General features: G+C 59.0%; 25 protein-coding genes. 11 read left to right on the top strand and 14 right to left on the bottom strand.

The genetic code is table 11. The annotated features are described in order from the left end of the window. The first annotated feature begins 59 nt into the window (after positions 1-59). Positions 60-281 carry a toxin-antitoxin system HicB family antitoxin gene (locus KI787_04975; protein ID MBV6629291.1) on the top strand — a complete coding sequence of 74 codons (222 nt, stop codon included), beginning with the start codon at positions 60-62 and terminating at the stop codon, positions 279-281. A 109-nt stretch (positions 282-390) separates the two neighbouring features. On the opposite strand, the gene KI787_04970 is transcribed toward KI787_04975, so the two are convergent. The 8 genes from KI787_04970 to KI787_04935 form a co-directional block, all read right to left on the bottom strand. Further along, positions 391-771 carry a type II toxin-antitoxin system VapC family toxin gene (locus tag KI787_04970; protein MBV6629290.1) on the bottom strand — a complete coding sequence of 127 codons (381 nt, stop codon included), beginning with the start codon at positions 769-771 and terminating at the stop codon, positions 391-393. Further along, positions 758-1,018 carry an AbrB/MazE/SpoVT family DNA-binding domain-containing protein gene (locus KI787_04965; protein MBV6629289.1) on the bottom strand — a complete coding sequence of 87 codons (261 nt, stop codon included), beginning with the start codon at positions 1,016-1,018 and terminating at the stop codon, positions 758-760. The genes KI787_04970 and KI787_04965 overlap by 14 nt, the downstream gene beginning before the upstream one ends. Positions 1,019-1,566: 548 nt before the next feature. Next, entirely contained in the window at positions 1,567-2,715 is a 1,149-nt protein-coding gene (locus KI787_04960; GenBank protein ID MBV6629288.1) for a RelA/SpoT domain-containing protein, read from the bottom strand. 67 nt (positions 2,716-2,782) lie between these two features. Beyond that, the gene (locus KI787_04955) at positions 2,783-3,583 is read right to left on the bottom strand and encodes a hypothetical protein (GenBank protein ID MBV6629287.1); all 801 of its coding nucleotides are present in this window, start codon (positions 3,581-3,583) and stop codon (positions 2,783-2,785) included. 79 nt (positions 3,584-3,662) lie between these two features. Beyond that, on the bottom strand, positions 3,663-4,175 hold the full coding sequence (locus KI787_04950) for a hypothetical protein (GenBank protein MBV6629286.1): 513 nt from the start codon (positions 4,173-4,175) through the stop codon (positions 3,663-3,665). 403 nt (positions 4,176-4,578) lie between these two features. Continuing rightward, positions 4,579-4,962, bottom strand: a complete 384-nt coding sequence (gene apaG, locus KI787_04945; protein ID MBV6629285.1) for a Co2+/Mg2+ efflux protein ApaG — start codon at positions 4,960-4,962, stop codon at positions 4,579-4,581. 145 nt (positions 4,963-5,107) lie between these two features. Next, positions 5,108-6,448, bottom strand: a complete 1,341-nt coding sequence (locus tag KI787_04940; protein ID MBV6629284.1) for a S41 family peptidase — start codon at positions 6,446-6,448, stop codon at positions 5,108-5,110. Between the two features lie 242 nt (positions 6,449-6,690). Then, positions 6,691-7,869, bottom strand: coding sequence for a peptidoglycan DD-metalloendopeptidase family protein (locus KI787_04935; protein MBV6629283.1), 1,179 nt, complete (start codon positions 7,867-7,869; stop codon positions 6,691-6,693). Here KI787_04935 and KI787_04930 point away from each other — a divergent pair. Genes KI787_04930 through KI787_04920 form a run of 3 tightly spaced genes read left to right on the top strand, consistent with a single transcriptional unit; the run spans position 7,868 to position 9,835 of the window. Then, a complete protein-coding gene (locus KI787_04930; protein ID MBV6629282.1) occupies positions 7,868-8,323 on the top strand; it encodes a rhodanese-like domain-containing protein in 456 nt (151 codons plus the stop codon). The genes KI787_04935 and KI787_04930 overlap by 2 nt on opposite strands. Next, positions 8,320-8,832: a protein-export chaperone SecB gene (gene secB / locus KI787_04925; protein ID MBV6629281.1), complete on the top strand. Its 513-nt coding sequence runs from the start codon at positions 8,320-8,322 to the stop codon at positions 8,830-8,832. The genes KI787_04930 and secB overlap by 4 nt, the downstream gene beginning before the upstream one ends. A gap of 10 nt (positions 8,833-8,842) precedes the next feature. Next, complete coding sequence (locus KI787_04920) at positions 8,843-9,835, top strand: NAD(P)-dependent glycerol-3-phosphate dehydrogenase (GenBank protein MBV6629280.1); 993 nt, start codon at positions 8,843-8,845, stop codon at positions 9,833-9,835. A 55-nt stretch (positions 9,836-9,890) separates the two neighbouring features. On the opposite strand, the gene lptB is transcribed toward KI787_04920, so the two are convergent. The 6 genes from lptB to KI787_04890 are packed head-to-tail and all read right to left on the bottom strand — an operon-like array spanning position 9,891 to position 14,101. Beyond that, positions 9,891-10,613 carry an LPS export ABC transporter ATP-binding protein gene (gene lptB, locus KI787_04915; protein MBV6629279.1) on the bottom strand — a complete coding sequence of 241 codons (723 nt, stop codon included), beginning with the start codon at positions 10,611-10,613 and terminating at the stop codon, positions 9,891-9,893. After that, the gene (gene lptA / locus KI787_04910) at positions 10,610-11,143 is read right to left on the bottom strand and encodes a lipopolysaccharide transport periplasmic protein LptA (GenBank protein ID MBV6629278.1); all 534 of its coding nucleotides are present in this window, start codon (positions 11,141-11,143) and stop codon (positions 10,610-10,612) included. Before lptA ends, lptB begins: the two co-directional genes overlap by 4 nt. Next, a complete protein-coding gene (gene lptC / locus KI787_04905; GenBank protein ID MBV6629277.1) occupies positions 11,133-11,699 on the bottom strand; it encodes an LPS export ABC transporter periplasmic protein LptC in 567 nt (188 codons plus the stop codon). The genes lptA and lptC overlap by 11 nt, the downstream gene beginning before the upstream one ends. After that, positions 11,696-12,166: an HAD hydrolase family protein gene (locus KI787_04900; protein ID MBV6629276.1), complete on the bottom strand. Its 471-nt coding sequence runs from the start codon at positions 12,164-12,166 to the stop codon at positions 11,696-11,698. Before KI787_04900 ends, lptC begins: the two co-directional genes overlap by 4 nt. Continuing rightward, complete coding sequence (locus KI787_04895) at positions 12,163-13,134, bottom strand: KpsF/GutQ family sugar-phosphate isomerase (protein MBV6629275.1); 972 nt, start codon at positions 13,132-13,134, stop codon at positions 12,163-12,165. Before KI787_04895 ends, KI787_04900 begins: the two co-directional genes overlap by 4 nt. A 19-nt stretch (positions 13,135-13,153) precedes the next feature. Next, positions 13,154-14,101: a calcium/sodium antiporter gene (locus tag KI787_04890; GenBank protein MBV6629274.1), complete on the bottom strand. Its 948-nt coding sequence runs from the start codon at positions 14,099-14,101 to the stop codon at positions 13,154-13,156. Between the two features lie 227 nt (positions 14,102-14,328). Between KI787_04890 and KI787_04885 the strand changes: the two genes are divergently transcribed. Genes KI787_04885 through KI787_04855 form a run of 7 tightly spaced genes read left to right on the top strand, consistent with a single transcriptional unit; the run spans position 14,329 to position 20,522 of the window. Beyond that, positions 14,329-15,243, top strand: coding sequence for an ABC transporter ATP-binding protein (locus KI787_04885; GenBank protein MBV6629273.1), 915 nt, complete (start codon positions 14,329-14,331; stop codon positions 15,241-15,243). Continuing rightward, entirely contained in the window at positions 15,240-16,001 is a 762-nt protein-coding gene (locus KI787_04880) for an ABC transporter permease (protein ID MBV6629272.1), read from the top strand. The genes KI787_04885 and KI787_04880 overlap by 4 nt, the downstream gene beginning before the upstream one ends. 26 nt (positions 16,002-16,027) lie before the next feature. Next, positions 16,028-16,264 carry a BolA/IbaG family iron-sulfur metabolism protein gene (locus KI787_04875; GenBank protein ID MBV6629271.1) on the top strand — a complete coding sequence of 79 codons (237 nt, stop codon included), beginning with the start codon at positions 16,028-16,030 and terminating at the stop codon, positions 16,262-16,264. Positions 16,265-16,269: 5 nt separating this feature from the next. Then, entirely contained in the window at positions 16,270-17,526 is a 1,257-nt protein-coding gene (murA, locus tag KI787_04870) for a UDP-N-acetylglucosamine 1-carboxyvinyltransferase (protein ID MBV6629270.1), read from the top strand. Continuing rightward, the gene (locus KI787_04865; GenBank protein MBV6629269.1) at positions 17,523-18,152 is read left to right on the top strand and encodes an ATP phosphoribosyltransferase; all 630 of its coding nucleotides are present in this window, start codon (positions 17,523-17,525) and stop codon (positions 18,150-18,152) included. The genes murA and KI787_04865 overlap by 4 nt, the downstream gene beginning before the upstream one ends. After that, on the top strand, positions 18,149-19,459 hold the full coding sequence (hisD, locus tag KI787_04860) for a histidinol dehydrogenase (protein ID MBV6629268.1): 1,311 nt from the start codon (positions 18,149-18,151) through the stop codon (positions 19,457-19,459). Before KI787_04865 ends, hisD begins: the two co-directional genes overlap by 4 nt. Before the next feature lie 7 nt (positions 19,460-19,466). Then, positions 19,467-20,522 (top strand): histidinol-phosphate transaminase, encoded by a 1,056-nt coding sequence (locus KI787_04855; GenBank protein ID MBV6629267.1) that lies wholly within the window; start codon positions 19,467-19,469, stop codon positions 20,520-20,522. Positions 20,523-20,604: the final 82 nt, after the last annotated feature.

Below are 20,604 nucleotides of genomic sequence, written 5' to 3'. Positions count from 1 at the left end.
CAGTGAAAAGGGATACGTTCCCATTTTTCCGCCGGATCAACTTTTGCAGGAGCACTGATATGGCAACCTTAACTGTACGACTCCCTGATGATAAGCACGCTCGGCTTAAGGCACTGGCTGAACGAAAAAACGTAAGCGTGAATGAACTGATGGAAGAGCTCTCAACTCAGGCAATTGCGGAATTTGATGCCGAGACTCGATTCCGAGCAATGGCAGCCAAAGGCTCTGTGCGCAAAGGTTTAGAGGTGCTGGACAAGCTCGACAACGCGCTTGGCGCCTAACACCCGAGATTAGCGGCGCTTGCGGGTGGCTGGGTAAAAAGGGGAACGTCCCGAGCTGCTTCGTCCCCGGTTGCTACGCAGTTCTCTAGTGCGCGTACCACGAACACCGCTATAACGCCTGAGCGTCGCTAAGTTTCGACAACTTCTTGTCAAAGGTTCCGATGGGGACATAGCCATTTTTTCTAGCAATGGCGACCACAAGGCAGTCGGTGAATCCAACTCCTCTTTTGGCAGAGAAGTCCGCCAAGGCCTCACGAACTGTATCGGCTTCCTGTAGGACCAGCTGCCGATGCTCAAGCAACATGGATATGGCTGTACGAACCTGAGCCCTTGTCAGTTCATAGACAGACTCAAGAACCCAGACACTTTCGGCCAACACCAGATTGGAAACCCACGCACCTTCGGAGATGAACTCTTCAGCCTCTCGGGTTTGCCTAGGATCGTCTCTTGCAATCAGCCGAACAACGACATTTGTATCAACGGCCCGCATGCTTTTTCTTCAGGTGCGCCCGAATCCCTACGTCCATATCGGGGACGGTGACGGCGGCTGGCTCGTGGCCAAAAACCGCATTATGGATCTCTTGTGATGTAAACCGCGATGCACGCCGCACCACAATCTCACCATCCTTCTCAACCCACTCGATTCGAGCTCCTGGCTCCAAAGCAAGATGCCGACGAACTGCCGCTGGCACGGAAATCTGCCCTTTTGAGGTAATTTTGGATTCTACAGAGTCCATGACACGCCTTTTCCTTACCATGGTAAGGAGGAGAATATCCAAAGCCCAACGAGCGCTCAAGTCTGTCGCTTTCGATGCCAATGAACCGCAAGGCTTTTCTCTTTGGGCTTGCCTTGGCAGTTCTGGCCACTTTTTTAGGCTTCCGGCTCTTCTGCCTTCACGTTGGGTTTGCTGTCCCAGCACATGCGGTTTCGGCCCTAGCGGCGGACATCAATGATCAACGGGCATCGCATTCGACCTCGCTGAGGGGAGTAGAAAGGGGTACGTTCCAGGTTGCTACTCTGCGGTCAGCATTTCGCCCCTCCTTACCAAGAGGAAATGGGATACGTCCCCATTTGTTACCCGTCCCCATTTGTTATGGCAGCCAAAGGCTCTGCGCGCAAAGGTTTAGAGGTGCTGGACAAGCTCGACAACGCGCTTGGCGCCTAACACCCGAGATTAGCGGCGCTTGCGGGTGGCTGGGTAAAAAGGGGAACGTCCCGAGCTGCTTCGTCCCCGGTTGCTCCGTTTGCAGCGCGTTGGGGTGTGTCAGAAACAGTGGCTACGCCCTAGCCACCTCTAAAGCCCGCACTTGCCAACGCACGCTCAAGCATATTCGGACGGATATCTAATGGAGCCTTAGCGATTAAAGTAACGTGATTTACGAACATATTAGAGTCCGCGAAGAAGTTTGGATAGGCCTCTTTAATGCCACCAGCCGCCGCTGCAGAGACAAGTGCCACCACCATACCGGGTTGCTCCAAAGCTTTTTTTTCCGCCTTGATGTAAGCCTCCTCAGCTCCTTGATTATTGTCGTTGGTGAAGAGGGTCCACTTCAGCTCTCCCTTGAGCGTATCAACCTCAAGCAAGGCGTACCCGGATCCCTCGAACTCACGTAGCCCTTGCTCAATAACCTTAAGCGACTCAGCGTAAGCCCGCAATCGCTCGTGAACTTGCAGGGCATCTAGATATATTTGTGCCTCCCTGCAAGACTCAAGGTATGCCTCTCTCTTCGAATGTAGCCTTGTGCAGTACGCTCTGAACTTCTCGTCAGGGCTCATCTGGTCAAACAGTGGCACCTGCTCCATCAGGTGGAACTGGCGACTCACGTTCACAAAAAACAACTTCCAGTCTTCGTCACCTTGGTTCGATTTCAAAGCCTGATTCGTGAAGAGGTCGACAATTTCAAGCGCTGTAGCCCAGTAGTGTTGGATTCGAGTCCTTATCTGGACCTCAATGTTCCTCTCAATTCCATGTTCGTCTGGGAAACGCCCAATAAGATGATAACTTCGATATCCATCAGGTTTAGGCTTGGAGACGTAATCCTTTGAACGAACGGTACCCAATGCGGTTTTAAACTCAGGTTGTTTTCGTAAATCCCGAACGGTTTGGTCAAGTTTTTTTTCAGTTGCAACGATCGCACGACACCCTCCGATGTCTTGCATATTCTTTAGGCTCATACGGTCGAACCGTTGCAGCTTCCGCGATATGGATACGTACCGTTTCAATCTTTTCGCAAAGAGTGCATTCTTATCACGCTTCTTTGCAACCTTCTGAACGATCCTAAAAGCCTTCTCGAGCGGCTTTTCATGGCACAGCCGCCAGAACGACAGGACATCCATTGCTTGTGACAGCTGCTCATCGCCATCGTTGAAGTATCCACAGCGAAGCACATCTCCTGCACGGGAAATTTGCTTACCGGAGTAAGTTTTGATCACGACATTCCCCTTGGGATTCGGGTCAAACGCACCTGCGACGGCTTGTTCGGCGCCGATGGCACTGTCTTCACGATGAGAGGTCTCGCCACGCGCCTCTACTGGCCTTTGTGTAATTCACATAGTCAACTGGAGGGCGCCGGGTGTCTTCGCGCAAACAGAAGTTAATCGAATGGATTACGAAATCCATTAATGCGCCCCCAGAACAGTCTGTTTCTGCTCGACCTCGAGCTTCCCCAGGCATGATTACGCCTCGGTCAGCAACGTATACGCGATCTATAGGATGGCTCTTATACCTATTGGCAGTTCGAATTCTCTCAATACGTTGGTACTCCTTTTCCAGCCATCTATCCGCAGTTAGATCGGAACCGAATCCAAAAACACTATAGAAGTACCTGAAGCCCTTTGGGTCATTGCCACGGAGGATAAGCTTGCGTTCCACAGGCCTGCCTAATGGCCTCAATCGTTTCAATTGGTTTGCAGAAACGAAAGATTTTCTCAGTTCTTCTGAGGTTAGCGTCGACTTCACCTCCACGACGATAAGTGCAGCTTCTGCTGGGAGCAGCGCCGATTCCCCATCAATAAATGCAGGATTTTTGTGGGAATTAAAGATAACAACATCGTGCTGGTGACTCCGCGCGCCACTTACGTCAATAATTTCCGCGCCGACGGCTGTGTATGGTTCAGGCAGGAGTCTTTCAAATAATCTTCTAACGGGCTTTTCGCGCTCATTGCCTTTAGTTTGAGCGTGTCGAAACTCGTGGGTCTCCTTAAACTCTGCCATTACACGCAATAGTTCCGCCTCGAACTTGCTCGCTAACGGGCTATCGCTGGCCCTCATTCTTTTCTTTCTGGGGATGCGTTTATCCATGGGGTTTCTTGACGCCGTCTACCCTACCTCAGTGGAGCCTGCTTGCAAGGGTGCGAGCAGCGCATCGTTGGGCGCAACCTCACGGGCTCTCCATCAAGGGAGCGAGGCGAAAGTGCTCCCAGTGCCGACGAGCCCAATCTACGATCAGCGTTGCAGCGCTTAAGGCCGCAGTGGGGGGAAAGTGCATAAGACGGTCGCCGTACCTGACTTCGTTGGGATATTTCGAGGCGCCCCGATTTTCTGAGTTGAGGAATGCTCCAACCGTAGATTTTGCACCTCTATCTTCAAAGGTCAGCGCACGTATGCTTGTAGCGGGAATCCAACGGCGCTGGGTTCCACCAGCGACAATAACGGTATGAACGAAACACTTATCGGTTTCTTTCAGTAAGTCTGCCAATCGATGCTGACATCGAATGATGTCTGGAATTGGCTTGCCTGCATGCTCGAGAAGTGCCTTCAGCGAAATCTCCGACGAAAGGAGACTTAGGTAGAGCACAGTACGCCCCGCATCTATGGATTGCTCGCAGCCTAGCGTGATTGATTGAGCTGCCTCGATAAGCTTCTCAGCGAACCCTATGCTGTATTCTGCCATTAGCAATTACCTATGTGCCCAGCTACTGTTGGAGGAAGGACGGCCCTTTAGTTGCCTGAAGCGAACCAATCTAATCACAGCAGTCTGCTCGATAATGCAGGGGGAGTTTTGGTGCCGCTTGGACATACAGGGCGTGCCGAGGGAATTAGGCGGCGAATGTCTGTATACCTTGCATCCTTAGGCCGACTAAACGCAGGCGAGTGGTCGTTCAGGCTCTCGGTGTGTGCGTCACGTTGGAAAAAGCAGGTCAAGCTCCCCTCCCACAAACCGCAAATAATGCACGGCTATACGTGCTTGATTGGTCTGCTGAGGATTAAAGCACTATTTTGGTCTGGGAGCTAGGGCGTAGATAACCGAGTGGGCGATTGGTCCGGGAAAGAGTGATTATCGCGGCAGGCGGGGCTTAGTTGACGGCGCCCGGCAGGGATAAGCGAAACGGGGCAATTTCGGCATCGAAATGTTCGCCGGTGTCGTCAACCATTTGGAAGCTGCCTTCCATGGTGCCTACGGGGGTGTCTAGGGGGCAAAAGCTGGTGTATTCAAAGCTTTCGCCGGGGGCGAGGTAGGGTTGTTCGCCGACTACGCCTGGGCCGCGCACGTTTTCGGCATCGCCGTTGGCGTTGGTGATGATCCAGTGGCGGGAGTCGAGTTTGGCGCCGGTGGTGCCGACATTGGTAATGGTGATGTCGTAGGCGAATACGTAGCGGTTAGCTTCGGGTTTGGACTCGGCCTCAAGGAAGCGGGGCTGAGCGACTATACGAATTCCGCGAGTTGTCGTTGTAGACATGGGGCTGGTGCTTTAGGCAGCGAGGTCAGTGCTGCAGTGTGCCCTGCTGGGTGCTTGATGGCGAGCCTGCTTGCGGCTTTGTGCACCTTGTTGACCGCTTGGGGCAAGGCGCGCTCCCGGCGGTGGCCGGGAGCGGCAGTATGGTTTAACGCTGGACGAGGTTGCGCTCGGGGTTGCGCGCAGCGTCGGCAATCACCAAGCCTTTGAGCACGTTAAGGGCTTCGTACAGGGCGAAGTCGGTTTGTGCCAGCTCTACGGTGCTTTGCGCTTTGGAGGGGTCGGCACCGGCAGTGTCGTCGTCCTCGGCGGTGTCGTTATCCAGGCGGTTATCCAAGTCGGCTTCGGTGACGGGGGTGAAGGCGCGTTCACGCTCGGTCACGTTCAGGGCCGCAATTTCAATGTCGGGCTTAATGCCTTCGGCCTGAATGCTGCGTCCGCTGGGGGTGTAGTAGCGGGCGGTGGTGAGCTTGATGGCGGCATTGTTGCGGATGGGCACAATGGTTTGCACCGAGCCTTTACCGAAGGTGCGCTCGCCAACAATGACGGCGCGGCCTTGGTCCTGCAGGGCGCCCGCGACAATTTCCGAAGCCGAGGCCGAGCCGGCATTCACCAGTACAACCACGGGGCGCTGGTTCACGCTGTCGCCTGGGCGGGCCGTGAACTCGCGTTCTTCACCGGCTTCGCGGCCACGAATGGAAACAATGTTGCCGTCTTGCAAGAAGGCATCGGCCACTTCTACCGCAGCGGTGAGTACGCCGCCGGGGTTGTTGCGTAAATCCAGCACGTAGCCTTTGAGGTTCTTTTGCTCTTTTTGCAGTTTGCGCAGCTCATCGCTGAGCGCGCTGCCGGTGGAGCCGGTGAAGGTGGATACGCGAATGTAGCCATATTGCTCATCCAAGGTGCGGGTGCGCACGCTGGCCACGCGGATGATGTCGCGGGTGAGCTCAATATCCAGGGGTTTGCGCTCGCCTTCGCGCATCACCAGCAATTTGATGTCGGTACCGGGCTTGCCGCGCATCATTTTCACGGCATCGGTGAGGGTCATGCCTTTAACCGGCTTGTCGTCGATACGAATGATCAGGTCGCCGGGCTGCATGCCGGCGCGGCTGGCGGGGGTGTCGTCGATGGGGGCCACCACGCGCACAAAGCCGTCGGCCATCTGCACTTCAATGCCCAGGCCGCCGAACTTGCCGGAGGTGGACACCTGCATGTCTTTGAAGTCGTCGGGGTCGAGGTAGGCTGAGTGCGGGTCTAGGCCGCTGAGCATGCCGCGGATGGCATTTTCGATGAGCTCCGAGTCATCTATGTCTTCTACATAAGACGATTTCACCTGGTTCAGGATCTCGGCAAAGGCCTGGAGGTCGTCTAGAGGGACGTCCAGCATGTCGTGCGCACGATTTGCGGTTGCTCCTTGGCCTAGGGCCAGCAAAATGCCGACCAGGGCGCCAGTAGCAACCAGTCCAAATGCGCGAGGGGAAAATTTCATCATCAAGAATTCCAGCAGTTATGCCGCTTTAGACAGCCATTCGTCGCTGACATTAGCACAGCAGTTGCAATTTTCTGGCCTTTAGCACCAGTTGCCGTTGTCGTGGGCTTTGCTCAGCGGTTTTTGGGCTTGCTTATGCAAGAGTGGAAGTCGCTCAGCCATGTCATACATGTGTCGACGATGGCTACACATTCAAGTGAGCTTTGTCGCTACCCATACCAACGCTTGTTAGTACGTGGCGATCAGCTTGGTGGATTCTTAAACCAATCTTTGGGGTTTAAGGCGCGGCGCCCTCGGCGAATTTCCAAGTAAAGCCCAGGTTGGCTTAAACCGCCGGTTTGGCCGCTGAGGATGAGGGGCTGCCCACTGCCTACGGCATCGCCCACTCCGACTAAGGCTTGCTGGGCATGGGCGTAAATACTGAAGTAGTCGGCGCCATGATCCACGATCATGGTCAGCCCTAAACGCGATAGCCAGCCCACCCATACCGCCACGCCAGGCGCGATAGCACCCACCGGCTGGCCGCCTGGCAGGTCGATGACTACGCCTCGGCTGCGTTGGCCGCTGCCAGTGCGCTGCCCATACGCCCGGCGCACTTTGCCCTGCACGGGAAAGACTAGTTGCCCACGCGAGGGCGCTAAGCCCTTGGGCTGTTTGCCGGCCCAGGTGCGGGCTTGCTCCAGGCGCTGAAGCAGGGCATCTACCGCGGCCAGCTGCTCTTCCAGGGCGTTTTGTTGGCGTTGGTCGCGGGCTAGCTGGCGCTCCAGGTCACGAATCATGGCGCTGTGTTCGGCGGCCAGGCCTTCCAGGCTGGCCAGCTGCTTCTCGCGCTGGGCTTTTTGTGCTTGCTGCGTCTTCAGCGTTGCATCCACGGTGCGCTGCAGCGCCGCGAGCTCCTCGGCATCATGCCCCAGTTGTTGTAACAGCTCGGCCCGGCTGCGCCCGAGATATTGCAACCAGGCTTGCCGGCGGGCGTTCTCTAAGGGGTCGGTGGCCGGGTCTTGGTTCTGGCGGGCGATTTGAAACAGGCTGGACACCTGGCGGAGGCGCTCCAGGGTGCGGGCCTGCGCCTGCTCCAAGGCAGCGCGGTTTTGCTCCAGCTCGTCCAGCCGCTGAGCGGTGTTCTCCAGATCTTCGCGGGTGCTTTGCAAACGGCGGCGGGCCTGAGCTTGCTTACCCAGCAGACGTTGCAACTGTTCTTGTTCGTGGCCGTAGGCGGCGCTACTGCGCGCATGCTCATCGGCCAGCCGCTCGAGCTGTTGGCGCAGTTGCGCCTGGCGCTGGCGAGCCAGCTCGGCTTCATTGGCGGCCAGGCCCTGTGCCGGCCATAGCAAGGCCCACAGCAGCAAGGCACCGAGCAGGCTGCGCCAACTGCTCCGGCCTTGCGATAATGAAGGTCTTAATTCGACGAATATCACCATGAACCTGATGGAATTTCTGGCCAGCCAGGGCGTGCTAGTCGCTGTGGGCGTGGCCTTGATTGTGGCGCTCATTGTGAACGAATGGCTGCTCTCCAGTCGCAGTGGCCCCCGGCTCAGCCCCGCCGCCGCCGTGCGCATGATTAACGACAAGCCCACGCGCATTGTGGACTTGCGCAGTGCGGCCGACTTCAAACGTGGCCACATTATGGGCTCCGACAATGTGCCGCCCGCCAAGTGGGCTCAGGTGCAGGAGGAGTTGGCCAAATCTCCCGACAAACCGTTGCTGCTGGTTGATGCGCTGGGCGCGCATGCGGCCAGTGCTGCACGTAAGCTACGCAGCGCCGGGCATGCAGCGGTGTTCCCCTTGGCAGGGGGCTTGAACGCCTGGGAAGGGGCGGGCATGCCGCTCACCACACAAGCAACGAATAGCAAAGCGAAGAAACGTTCCTCATGAGTACAGATACCAACAGCGCAGCCGCCGACAATGGCGCCGCACCAGCAGGCCCACGCATCCAATTGCAAAAGGTTTATCTCAAAGATGCGTCGGTAGAGGTGCCCAGCGCACCGCAAATTTTCACCAAGGCCTTCCAGCCGAAGATTGATGTGAACCTCAACACTGAGGTGAGCCCCTTGGGCAAGGACACCCACCAGGTGTTACTGGCCGTGACGGTGACCGCTAAGCATGAAGATGAAGTGGCCTACCTGGTCGAGCTGCAGATGGCCGGCATTTTGGCCGTGCAAGACGTGCGCAGCGATGTTGAGCGGCAAGCTATTCTGGGCGCTTGGGCACCTAACAACATCTTCCCCTTCCTGCGTGAAGCGGTGAACGATCTGGTGCAAAAAGCAGGCTTCCCGCCTTTCTTGCTGCAGCCAGTGAATTTTGATGCCGCCCTGCGCGAGCATCTGCAAAAGAACCAAACGGCCGCGCAGCCCGGCGCCGGCACACCGGCTCAGCCGCACTAAGCCGCGCGCAATGGACAATCCGGTGATCAGCGTCTTCGGTGCGGGCTCCTATGGCACCGCACTGGCCATTCAGCTGGCTCGTAATGGGCAGGCGGTGGCTTTGTGGGGACGCGATGAGGCCGTTATAGCCGGCATGCGCGACAGCGGCGTGAACAGCCGCTATTTGCCGGATTGTCCTCTGCCAGATCGGGTACAGCCCACCGCCGACTTGGCGGTGGCCGCAGCGGCGCCGCGTTGGCTTGTGGCGGTGCCCAGCCATGCGCTAGATGCATTGCTGGCCAAGCTGGCACCACTGCGCAAGGCAAACACGCAAGTGTTGAGTGCGGCCAAGGGCTTTGTGCCCCACACCGCGCAAATGCCCCACGAGATTGTGCAGCAGCACATGCCCGGCGCGGCCTTTGTGGCTATTTCTGGCCCTACCTTTGCCGCTGAGGTGGGTCGCGGCGTGCCCTCGGCGGTAACCATTGCTTCCCCCGATGAGGCCTTGGCCCGTGAGGTGGCAGAACAGCTACATGGCCCTGGTATGCGGGCCTACACCAGCACCGATGTTATTGGTGTGGCCGTTGGTGGCGGGGTGAAAAACGTTGTCGCCATTGCCGTAGGCGCAGCCGATGGCCTGGGGCTGGGCGCCAACACCCGGGCATTGCTGATTACGCGGGGGCTGTCGGAAATGATGCGCCTCAGCACCGCCTTGGGCGGTGAAAAAGATACGCTCATGGGGCTGGCCGGCATGGGCGATTTGGTGCTGACCTGTACCGATGACCAATCCCGCAACCGGCGCTTCGGCAAGGCCTTGGGCTCGGGGGATGACTTGGCCGCGGCCGAGGCAGCCATTGGCCAGGTGGTAGAAGGCAAGCGCAACGCGGTGGAAGTGCACGCCTTGGCCCAGCGCCATGGGGTCGATATGCCCTTGGCGGAAGAGGTGTATAAGGTGCTCCACGAAGGGGTGCCGGTGCGGGAAGCCTTTTGGCGTTTGGCATCCAGGCCGCAGCGCTCGGAATAATTCTCTAGGGCTTGGGGTGCAGGCTCCGGGCGCGCAGCGGCTCGCAGCGTGGGCCTTACATGCGGAAGTCTTCGCCCAAATACACCCGGCGCACTTCGGCATTATCCAAAATGGCTTGGGGCTGGCCTTCGGCAATCACCCGGCCTTCGCTCAAAATATAGGCGCGGGAGCAAATGCCCAGGGTTTCGCGCACGTTGTGGTCGGTAATCAGCACCCCAATTCCGCGTTGGCGCAAATGGGCGACGATTTGCTGAATATCGCCAACGGCAATGGGGTCTACGCCTGCAAAGGGTTCATCTAGCAAGATGAACTGCGGCTTGGCCGCTAGCGCGCGGGCAATTTCAGCGCGGCGTCGTTCACCGCCGGACAAGGCCATACCCACGGTATCGCGGATATGCGTGATGTGGAGTTCTTCCAGCAGGCTCTCAAGCTCGGCCAACATGTCTTTGCGGCTGAGGTCTTTGCGCAGCTCTAAGATGGCCTGGATATTCTGCGCTACGGTGAGCTTGCGAAAGATCGAGGCTTCCTGCGGTAAGTAGCCCACGCCCATGCGCGCCCGCGCATACAGTGGCAGCTCGGTGATGGTGTGCTCACCCAAGGTAATCTCACCTTCATCGGCAGCCACCAAGCCTACAATCATATAAAAGCTGGTGGTTTTGCCGGCCCCATTGGGCCCTAGCAGGCCAACGGTTTCTCCGGCCTCCAGTTCCAGGCTGACGCCGTTGACAACCGTGCGTCCCTTGTAGGTTTTCCGCAAATCATGCGCGCGCAGTTTCATGGGGTGGGGGTGTCGTTGGGGGCCTGAATGGTAATCCGCACGCGGTCGTCGGCATCGCCTTCGGCCTGAATACGGGCCAGCGGTATTTCGTAGCGTACGGACTCGCCCTTGAGCGAATCTTCTCCCCGTTGAATTTGGGCAGCGCCCTCCAGCTCTAGCAGCTCCTGGCCGGTGACATAGGCAATGCGCCTCGCGGTCGCCACGACGGGTTGGCCCTCGGCATTCGGGTCTTGGTAGTCGGCGCGCGCAGGGCTGCCACTGAGTGTGGCGCGAATGCGGTTGGTCTCGGGGTCGCGGTTAATCACCAGGCGGTCGCCGGTTAACACCAGCGGGCCGCGCTCTAGCCGCACATTGCCCCTGTAGACCGATACATTGCGCTCTTGAGACAGTTCAGCGCTGTCGGCCTCGACGGAGATGGCTAGGTTGGGGTCCAGGAATGCCGGGCGATCCTGAGCCACTACGGCGGTGCTACCCAGGCTGGCTGCCAGTAGCATCAGCCCCGTTATGGTGGCACGTAGACTAGGGCTCATGGCGCACCTGCACATTGCCTTCCAGCTCTATATCGGCGCTTTCCAGGCTGGCCTTGAGCAGGTCGGCTTGGGCTGCGGCGCGCGCTGATTCCACCCGCACCGGGGCTAAAGATTCCAGCCAACGCTGATCGAGGTGAACACGCATGGCATCAGTGAACAGGGTGGCCGGAGTTTCCAAATCGATAACGGTGTTGACCACCACCTCGCCACGCAGTTCCAGTTCGCCCAGCCCCGGCGGGGCATAACCCTCATTAGCGCGCAGGGTCCAGGGTCCGGGCAGACGGGTGAGGCGCACTGTTTTCAAGCGCCAGGAGTTGTCGCTGTAATGGGTGACCTCATCCGCCTCCATGGCCTGGATGAGCTCGCCTTCGGCGTCGAAGCTGCGAATTTGCGTTTGCTGCAAAAAGGAATCCACCTGGCGCCCAGTATCACTCAGCGGGGTGACCGGCGTTGCCGGACGTGGCTGCCAGCTCTGACGCACCACGCTAATGGTGATCAGGATGGCCACAGCCAAGCCCAGCACCAGCACGTTGCGCCATTCCAACAGGCGGCTCATGGTTGTTGCTCCAGCAGCCACTCTATGGCCTCGCGTACAGCGCCCTGACCACCATGACTAGGGCTGACGAAATGGGCATAGGCGCGTACGGCAGGCAGCGCATCTGCCGGCGCAAGCGCCATTCCAACCTTGTGCATCAGGGCTAGGTCGGGCTCGTCATCGCCCATCATGGCTACTTCTGCAGGGGCGATGCCGCAGTCGTCCAAATAGGCCTTCAGCACCGGCCATTTGTCATCTTCGCCCCAGTAACGGGGCTCTACGCCTAAGTTTTCCAGCCTGGCGTCTAGCCCGCCGGGGCCGCGGCCACTAATCACCATGGGTTGAATGCCATGTTGACGCAGCTTTTTTAGGCCCAGGCCGTCGCGCACATGAGTGCTGCGCCATTCCTGACCATCTGGGCCGTGGTAGAGCTTGCCGTCAGTGAGCACGCCATCCACATCCAATACGAGTAGGCGAATCTTGCTCATACCACCCCGGCCATGAGCAGGTCATGCATGTTGAGTGCGCCGCTGAGCTGGTTGCCATCATCAGAGACCAAGAGAGCGTTAATTTTGCGCTCTTGCATGATGCTCAGCGCCTCAGCAGCCAGCGCCTGCGAGCTAATGGTTTGCGGTCGCGGTGACATCACCTCGCGGACCAGAGTGCTGTGCACATCCACCCCCGCTTCAAAACTCCGGCGCAGGTCACCATCGGTGTAGATGCCGGCGATGATGCCGCCGTCGGTGACCACGGCGGTCATGCCCATGCCTTTGGACGTGATCTCCAACAAGGCTTCCGATAGGCGCGTTTCGGGACCGACCTGCGGGAGTTTGTCGCCGCTGCGCATAATGTCATTCACATGCACCAGCAGCCGCCGACCCAAGCTGCCGCCTGGGTGCGAGCGGGCAAAGTCTTCGGCGGTAAACCCGCGCGCATCCAGCATGGCCACCGCCAGAGCATCGCCCATGGCCAAGGTGGCGGTGGAGCTGGCGGTGGGTGCCAGGTTCAAGGGGCAGGCCTCTTTGGCTACGCTCACATCCAGATGCACATCTGCGGCTTGGGCCAGCGTGGACTCTGGGCGGCCCGTGAGCGCAACCAGCGGTACGCCTTGGCGTTTGATAATCGGCAGTAGCGTGGCCAGCTCGGCGGTTTCGCCCGAATACGACAGCGCGATGATGACGTCTTGGCGGGTAATCATGCCCAGATCGCCATGGCTGGCTTCGCCGGGGTGAACGAAGAAGGCGGGGCTGCCCGTACTTGCCAGGGTGGCAGCGATCTTGCCGCCGATATGCCCGGATTTGCCCATGCCGGTGACAACAATGCGGCCTTCGCACCCCAGCAGAATCTGGCAGGCCTGCACAAAAGGCGCATCAATACGCTGCTTCAGATCCAGCAAGGCCTGAGCTTCGGTGTCGAGGACCGCGCGGCCCATCGCCAGTAAGGTGGCGTCTGTCATGTGCTTTGGGGTGCTGCGTTTAAGTGGCCAGTATAAAAAGGTAGCCCGCGAAGCTGCTTAACATCAGCGCTCCGCTCACACGGCCGACCTGCTTGCGCCAGATGGAGACGGCATACAAAAACACGGTGAGCGCCAACATCAGGGGCACATCCCGCGTGAGTAGCGCAGCATCGACGGCGCCGGGCGCTAGGGCTCCAGGAACGCCAAACACAATCAGGGCATTAAACAGGTTGGAGCCTAAAATGTTGCCCAAGGCCATTTCTGTTTCGCCGCGGAGCGCGCTGCCTAAGGAGGCTGCGAGTTCCGGCAGGCTGGTGCCAAAAGCCACGATGGTGAGCCCAATGACCAGCTCGCTCACACCCAGGCTGCGGGCAATGCCGCTGGCGCCCTGCACGAATATATCGGCCGACAATGGCAAGCCAATCAGCCCCACGAGCAGCCAGAGTAGGGCTGGGCGCAGCGCCATTTCGGGCTCGCTATGCGCTTGAATTTCGGCCAGCAAAGGATCATCGGCAGGGCCGCGCAAGCTGCGCCAAGCCAGCCAGCCCATGACCAGCAAAAACAGGCCGAGCAGGCCTAGGCCTTCCCAGCGGACAAATTGGCCATCCCAAACGATGGCAAGCACTAACAGGCCTACCCCCAATACAGCGGGGAACTCGCCGCGCAGGGCTGTGGATAACACCGGCAGGGGGCGGACCAGGGCGCAAATAGCGAGCACCAAGCCAATGTTGGTGATGTTGGAGCCCAAGGCATTGCCCAAGGCAATATCGGGAACGCCGCGCAGGCTGGCATTGATAGATACCGCAATCTCTGGCGCAGAGGTGCCTACGCCCAAGACGAATACGCCCACCAGCATGGGACTCACGCCCCAGTGCCGCACCAAGCTGGCGGCTGCTGCGATAAACCGGTCGGCCGACCACGTCAGCAGGGCCAGGCCAGCAACGAGTAACAAGATGTCGAATAGCATGCTTAGTCCATCATCCTTGGTTCATCGTTTTGGCGTGGCGCCGGCTGAGGCCATTACTGCGCTGGGTCAAACCGCTCCGCGGCGAAGCCGCCTAGCTGGCAATGTTGAGCTTTGCGGGGGCGCGAAAACGCAGCACTGTGGTGGTGGGGACGGTGACTCAAGGATTGCTAGGGCCAGGGTAAATGAATGTGGCAGGTATACTGACGGGCTTTGCACGATCGTCCGGAATGACCGCCGCACTCGCAATACGCAACGTGAGCAAGTCCTATGGCGACTTGCAAGCCCTTCAAGATGTCAGCCTCGATATCGCGCAAGGTGATTTTTTTGGCTTGCTAGGGCCCAACGGCGCCGGTAAATCAACCCTCATTGGAATTATCGCAGGTCTGCTACGCAAGAGCAGTGGACAAGTTGCGGTGATGGGTTATGACACCGTGGCCGAGTATCGCCAAGCGCGACGCAACTTGGGGGTGGTGCCCCAAGAGCTGGTGTATGACCCCTTCTTCACTGTGCAGAACATGCTGCGCATACAGGCCGGGTATTTTGGCTGTGGCAAAGAGAGCTGGGGGTGGATCGACGAACTCATTCGCGCCCTAGATTTAGACGATAAGCGCGACTCCACCATGCGCGCATTGTCGGGTGGTATGAAGCGCCGGGTGCTCATCGCCCAGGCCTTGGTGCATCGGCCCCCGGTGGTGATCTTGGATGAGCCCACGGCCGGTGTTGATGTTGAACTCCGCCGCACGTTGTGGGAGTTCACGCAGCGTTTGCACAGCGAAGGCCACACCATTGTGCTCACCACACACTACTTGGAAGAAGCCGAAGGACTGTGCCGCAACATTGCCATTTTGGATCGTGGCCAAGTGCAGGTGCGCGAATCCACCCAGGAGTTGCTCGCCCGCCATCCCTATCGCTTCTTACATGTGCAAACCGCCGCGGCTGAGCTGCCCGAGTCGCTCAAGCCCTTGCTGGTGGCTGGTACTGATGGGGAGTGGGAGCTGCGTTTGGACAAAAACCGCGATGATATGGGCGCCGTGCTCGACACTTTAAATACCCAAGCTGGAGGTATCCGTGATGTGCGCACGCGTGATGCCCGCCTAGAAGATGTGTTTGTAGAGCTGACCAGCCGGGAGAAGCGCGCATGAACACCCTAGGCTTTAGAACACTACTGGCTAAGGAAGTCCGCCGCTTTATGAAGGTGGCAGGCCAGACGGTGACCTCACCGGTGATTACCTCGCTGCTGTATTTACTGGTGTTTCAGCAGGTGCTCGCCGACCGGGTGCAGGTCTATGACGGTGTGAGTTACACCGCCTTTTTGGTGCCGGGGCTAATCATGATGAGCGCCATGCAAAATGCCTTTGCCAACAGCGCGTCCAGCCTGACCCAATCCAAAATCAACGGTAACTTGGTCTTTATTTTGTTGCCGCCGCTGTCCACGGTGGAAATTTTTGCCGCCTACGTGCTGGCGGCTGTGGCCAGAGCGTTACTGGTGGGCCTGTGCTTGTACATCGTGGGCTGGTTCTTTGTGCCGCTCCCCCTCAACAATGCCCTGCTGGCCATCACCATGGTGGTGCTTTCGGCGGGCTGTTTGGCAGTGACCGGGCTGATTGCAGGAATTTTTGCCGAGAAGTTCGAGCACATGGCGGCCTTTCAGAATTATTTGATCATGCCCTTGTCGTTTTTGTCGGGCGTGTTCTATTCCATTAACAGCCTGCCCGACTTTTGGGCCCAGGCCTCCCTGTACAATCCGGTTTTTTACATGATCGACGGGCTGCGCCACGGCTTTTTTGGCGTGTCGGACGCCAGTGCATGGCGCAGTTTGGCCGTCGTGGGAGGGCTGCTAGTGGCGTTGTCGACGCTGGCACTCAGCCTGCTCGCGCGCGGTACTCGTCTGCGCCCTTAATTTCAGCGAACCTGAGGTAATCCCCCATGACTCAAGCTCAAGACATCGCTGGCTGGATTCAAGCCGGCCTTCCCGAAGCTCAAATTCAAGTCAAAGGTGACGACGGTGCCCACTTCGAGGCCGTGGTTGTCTGTGCCGAATTCAGCGGCTTGAACACGGTGGCACGCCACCGCAAGGTTTATGCCGCCCTAGGCCCGCGCATGGGGCGTGAAATTCACGCCTTGGCCCTCAAAACCTTAACGCCGGAAGAAGCGAGCGCTTAACCCGCATGGACCGCCTGCAAATTACCGGGCCATGCACCCTCAAGGGTGAAGTGGCCGCCTCCGGGGCTAAGAATGCCGCGCTGCCATTGATGGCCGCAGCCTTACTCAGTGATGAGCCGCTGCATCTGGAGCGCGTGCCCGATCTGGCAGATGTCCGCACCTTAACGCGGCTGCTGGCCGACTTGGGCTGCGCGGTTGATGCCAGCACACCAGGGCAGCTGAGCCTGCAGGCGAACCAGCTACGCCACTGCCACGCCGATTACGAGCTGGTACGCACCATGCGCGCCTCCATTTTGGTGTTGGGGCCTTTGCTGGCCAAACATGGAGAGGCAGAGGTATCGCTCCCCGGTGGTTGCGCCATTGGTGCCCGCCCGGTGCAGGTGCACCTGGATGGCCTGGCCGCGCTGGGCGCGGAAATCACCGTTGAAGATGGTTATGTGCGCGCTAAGGCCAAACGCCTTAAAGGCGCGCGGGTGATGATGGAAGTGGTGTCGGTGACCGGCACTGAAGTGGTGCTGATGGCCGCGGCCCTGGCCGAAGGCCAAACCATCTTAGAGAACGCGGCGCGCGAGCCCGAGATCGTTGATCTGGCTGACTGCCTACGAAAGATGGGCGCACGCATTCAAGGTGATGGAACCTCGACGATTGTGGTGGATGGCGTCGCAAAACTGCACGGTGCAACGCATCACATCCTCCCAGACCGCATTGAAACCGGAACTTTTTTGGCGGCGGCGGCGCTCAGTCGAGGGCAGATTCGGATCACCCACACCCGCCCTGATTTGCTAGACGCGGTTCTGCTGAAATTAATGCAAGCTGGCGCCACCTTGGCCACCGGGCCAGACTGGATCAGCTTAGATATGCAGGGGCGTCGGCCTCGTGCGGTCAACATTCATACCGCGCCTCACCCGGCATTTCCTACCGATATGCAGGCTCAGTTTTGTGCTTTGAATGCGGTGGCAGAGGGTGTGGGCACCGTCACCGAGACGGTGTTCGAGAATCGCTTCCAGCATTTGCTGGAGCTCATCCGCATGCAGGCGGACATCCGTATCGAAAACCACACTGCGGTGATTCATGGCAAGCCGCAGCTGGGCGCAGCCCCGGTTATGGCCACGGATTTACGCGCCTCGGCCAGTTTGGTCATTGCGGCTTTGGCGGCTGAAGGCGTGACCACGGTGAACAGGATTTACCACCTGGACCGTGGCTATGAACATATTGAGGACAAACTGGCGGCCTTAGGCGCCACTGTGAAGCGAGTGCAATGAGCGGATTAACCATGGCCCTGGCCAAAGGGCGCATCCTCGAAGACACCCTCCCCTTATTGGAGCGGGTGGGCATTCGCCCACGCCAAGATTTAGGGCGCACACGGGAACTGCGCATCGCCGCAGACGGCCCGGTGGACAGCTTGCTCATCGTGCGTTCCAGCGATGTTCCTACTTATGTGGAGCATGGTGCGGCCCAATTGGGTATCGCGGGCAAAGATGTGCTGCGCGAGTTTGGCAGCCAAACGCTGTATGAGCCTTTGGACCTGAACATTGCCCGCTGTCGGCTTTGCTTGGCGGCGCCGGTGGGCTGGACGCCGCCGGCGAATCGCCGCTGGCGCGTCGCCACCAAATATGTGCAGCAAGCCCGTGATTACTTTGCGCAACGTGGTCAGCAGGTGGAAATCATCAAGCTCTACGGTTCTATGGAGTTGGCACCGCTGGTGGGCTTGGCCGATTTAATTGTGGACTTGGTAGATACCGGCAACACCCTCAAGGCCAACGGCCTAGAGGCCATTGAAGACATCGACCAGGTCAGCAGTCGCCTCATCGTGAATAAGGCGGCTTTGAAGCAGCAAAGCACTGCCATTCGTAATCTGATTCAAGCGCTGGAAGAGGTTCGCGCATGAGCGAGTGGATTCGCCGCCTGAATAGTACCGACGCCAACTTCGGTGCAGCTTTAGATGCCTTGCGAGCCACAGAGCCTGTTGCCGACCCTGCACATATGGCGCGTGTGGCGGAGATTATTCAGGCCGTACGCGATGGTGGCGACGCGGCCTTATTGGACTACGCCCAGCGTTTCGACGGCGCCCAAGCCGAGTCGGCTGCTGGTTTGGAAGTGCCGCGTGCGCAGTGGCAGGCGGCGCTTGCGGGTTTGGACCCAGAACTACGGGCGGCTCTAGAGCTGGCTGCACAGCGCATTCGCAACTACGCGCAGGCCACCAAACCCGATGATGTCTGGATTGAAGACCAAGCCGGCAATCGTTTCGGTCAGCGCTTTACGCCCATCGACCGAGCGGGCGTGTACGTGCCTGGTGGCAAAGCCAGTTACCCCTCGTCGGTATTGATGAACGTGATCCCAGCCAAAGTGGCGGGCGTGGAAGACATCATCATGACCGCGCCGGCTCCCAGCGGGGCTTTGAATCCGGTGGTGCTCGCCTGCGCTGAACTGGCCGGTGTCGACCGCTTATTTCAGGTGGGGGGGGCGCAAGCTGTGGCTGCGCTGGCCTACGGAACCGATACGGTTCCTGCTGTGGACAAAATTGTCGGCCCAGGTAACGCCTGGGTGGCGGCGGCCAAGCGCCAAGTCTTCGGCAAGGTGGGCATCGACATGATTGCCGGGCCTTCCGAGGTGTTAATCATTGCCGATGGCAGTGCGCCCGCGGAGTGGATGGCCTGGGATTTGTTCGCTCAGGCCGAGCATGATGAGCAGGCGCAGTCCTTGCTGCTGTGCCCAGACTCCAACTACTTGGATGCGGTGGCCGAGCACATGCAGGCTTTGCTAGAGCAGCAGCCACGCGCCGAAGTCATTGCTACGGCCATTCGTGATCGTGGCGCGCTGATTCAGGTGCCGGACTTAGACGCGGCCTGCGCTTTGTCTAATCTGCTGGCACCAGAGCACCTGGAGGTGGCCACCGCCGACCCTGAGGCACTGCTGCCCAAACTGCGCCATGCTGGCGCGATTTTCTTGGGCGCATGGTGTCCGGAAAGCTTTGGGGATTATTGCGCCGGGCCTAACCATGTGTTGCCCACGGCCGGCACCGCCCGTTTTGCCTCGCCCTTGGGGGTTACTGACTTTCTCAAGCGCAGTAGCCTGCTACAGGTGCGCGACGCTGCCAGCGCCGCAGAGTTGGCGCAGACCAGCGCCGTCATGGCCCGCAGCGAGGGCTTGCATGCGCATGCGGAGTCGGCCGCTCAGCGCGGCTCACAGGAGTAACTAAGGCGTGGCGATGCAGTGGAATCCGGCCCTAGAGCAGATGCAGCCCTATCAGGTGCCGTCCAGTACGGGCTTGATCAAGCTGGACGCCATGGAAAACCCCTTTGGCTTGCCGCCAGAGGTGGTGCAGGCCTTTGCTCAGCGTGTGGCGGCTTTGCCAACCAATCGCTACCCCGATGCTGCGGGTCAGGCTTTAAAGGAGGCTCTGGCGGCGGAATTCCCAGCGCCGCCAGGCTATGCCTGTGTGTTGGGCAATGGCTCGGATGAATTAATCAGCTTGCTGATGACGGCTGTGCTGCGCCCCGGTGCCTGTGTGTTGGCGCCGGAGCCCTGCTTTGTGATGTACCGCCATAGCGCGCAGGCCTTAGGGCTCAACTATCAAGCTGTGCCCCTGCAGCCTGATTTTAGCCTGGATATGGACGCCACTTTGGCCGCTATTGAGCGCGAGCAGCCAGCGCTGTTTTTCCTGGCCAGCCCGAATAACCCTACGGGCAACCTCTATTCCGAAGCGGATATTCTGCGCTTAGCGGCAGCCTGTCCGGGCTTGTTTGTCTTGGATCAGGCCTACATTCCCTACGCGGACCAGGACGGAGCGGCGATTGCAAGCCAAGCGCCTAATGTGGTGTTGCTGCGAACCCTGTCGAAGTGGGGCCTTGCCGGGCTGCGCTTAGGCTTCGTGCAGGCAGCGCCTGCGGTCTGCGAGCAACTCGAGAAAGTGCGGCCGCCCTACAACACCAATGTGTTGAGCCAGGAGCTCGGTCTGCTCTGCCTGCAGCATGCGCAAGCCTTTGCGGCGCAGGTTGAGGTGCTGAAAGAGCAGCGCTCCTGGTTGGCTCAAGCGCTGGCTAGGCCAGATGTGACGGTGTTTCCCAGCGCCGCGAACTTCCTGCTGCTGCGTGTACCGGATGCGCCCGCTTGGCATGCACAGCTGCGAGATGCAGATCGCATTTTGGTCAAGTGTCTGCATGGGGGCCATCCTCAGCTCGAGCATTGTTTACGCGTTAGCGTGGGCACGCCGGAGGAAAATCGCGCTCTGGCTGCGGCTTGGGCCAAGCTGACCTAGCCCTCTAGCCTGATGCGAGCCTGCCTCAGGGCCGCGCCATGCTCCGTGCTGCAGTGCGTGCTAAAATCACGCGGCTTTGCGG

The organism is Oceanococcus sp. HetDA_MAG_MS8 (assembly GCA_019192445.1).
Taxonomy (GTDB): domain Bacteria; phylum Pseudomonadota; class Gammaproteobacteria; order Nevskiales; family Oceanococcaceae; genus MS8.
This window is presented reverse-complemented; position numbering and strand designations above follow the sequence as displayed.